Raw genomic sequence first — 1,276 nt, forward strand, 5'->3', positions numbered from 1 at the left:
CGAAGAACGAAACCGCTCGCGCGGTAGGGGGCTCCGGCTAAGCGCGGTGGTTCGTGAGGGGTCAGTTGCGCGGTTCCGTATGTTGGCGAATGAGGCAATCCGCCTCGTTCTCCAGCAGGAGCCGAATCATGACCTCCCAACCGAACGTCAGCCCGCTGCGTCAGCGCATGATTGACGACATGCGCATGCGCCAGCTTTCCCCCAGGACGCAAGCCAACTATCTGCGCATCGTACGCGAGTTCTCCCGGTACCTTGGGCGCTCACCTGATACTGCCACCGTCGAGGACCTGCGCGGCTACCAGCTGCATCTGGTCGATCACGGCACGTCACCGGTGTCGCTGAACGCCGCAATCACCGGGCTGAAGTTCTTCTTCGAGACCACACTCCACGAACCGGAACTGATGGCCCGCATGCAACCCGTGCGCGTGCCCCGCACACTACCCGTTGTGCTCAGCCCCGATGAAGTGCGGCGGCTGATCGCCGCAACGGGCAACCTCAAGCACCAGACGGTCCTCTCGGTCGCCTATGGCACCGGGCTGCGTGTCAGTGAAGTGGTGGGGCTGAAGGTCACGGACGTCGACAGCCAACGCATGACGCTGCGCATCGAACAGGGCAAGGGCCGCAAGGACCGCTACGCGATGCTTTCCCCGGTACTGCTCGAACGCCTGCGGGTCTGGTGGCGCGTGGCCCGTGCCCAGGGCAGGATGCCCGACGGCGGGTGGCTGTTTCCTGGGCTTGATCCCATCGACCCGCTCAGCACCCGGCAACTGAACCGCGCCATTCATGCCGCCGCCGAGGCGGCCCAGATCGACAAGCGCGTGTCGATGCACACGCTGCGCCACAGCTTCGCCACACACCTGCTCGAACAGAAGGTCGACATCCGCGTGATCCAGGTGCTGCTCGGCCACAAGAAGCTCGAGACCACCGCGCTTTACGCACAGGTGGCCACCGACCTGCTGCGCGAAGTCACCAGTCCGCTGGAGCGCCTGCCCGCCGAGTAACCCGGCGCAGTGACTCATGCTGGAAGTCGCGGACATCTTCCGCGCCCACGGCCCAACGTGGCGGCGCACAGTCTCCCTGAGCCTCGGGCAGCTGAAGGTGATGTCGGCCATCGAACAGTGCCGCAGCGCGGCGCTGGGTGGGCATGTGCTGCGCTGTTCCGGCTGCGCGCGTACCGAGATCGCTTACAACTCCTGCCGCAACCGCCATTGCCCAAAGTGCCAGGGCAGTGCCGCACGCCGCTGGCTCGAGGCACGTCAGGCTGATCTGCTGCCCG

2 protein-coding genes are annotated in these 1,276 nt (G+C 65.7%); both read left to right on the plus strand.

Features of this window, described 5'->3' with window-relative positions; genetic code table 11:
- Positions 1–128: 128 nt before the first annotated feature.
- Positions 129–1,001 (plus strand): tyrosine-type recombinase/integrase, encoded by an 873-nt coding sequence (locus tag PQR42_RS45470; RefSeq protein WP_408496082.1) that lies wholly within the window; start codon positions 129–131, stop codon positions 999–1,001.
- Positions 1,002–1,017: 16 nt separating this feature from the next.
- Positions 1,018–1,276 (plus strand): transposase zinc-binding domain-containing protein (locus PQR42_RS45475; RefSeq protein WP_408496084.1); only part of this gene is annotated, 259 nt, incomplete at its 3' end.

Source organism: Paraburkholderia sediminicola, assembly GCF_046027355.1.
GTDB classification, from domain to species: domain Bacteria; phylum Pseudomonadota; class Gammaproteobacteria; order Burkholderiales; family Burkholderiaceae; genus Paraburkholderia; species Paraburkholderia sediminicola_B.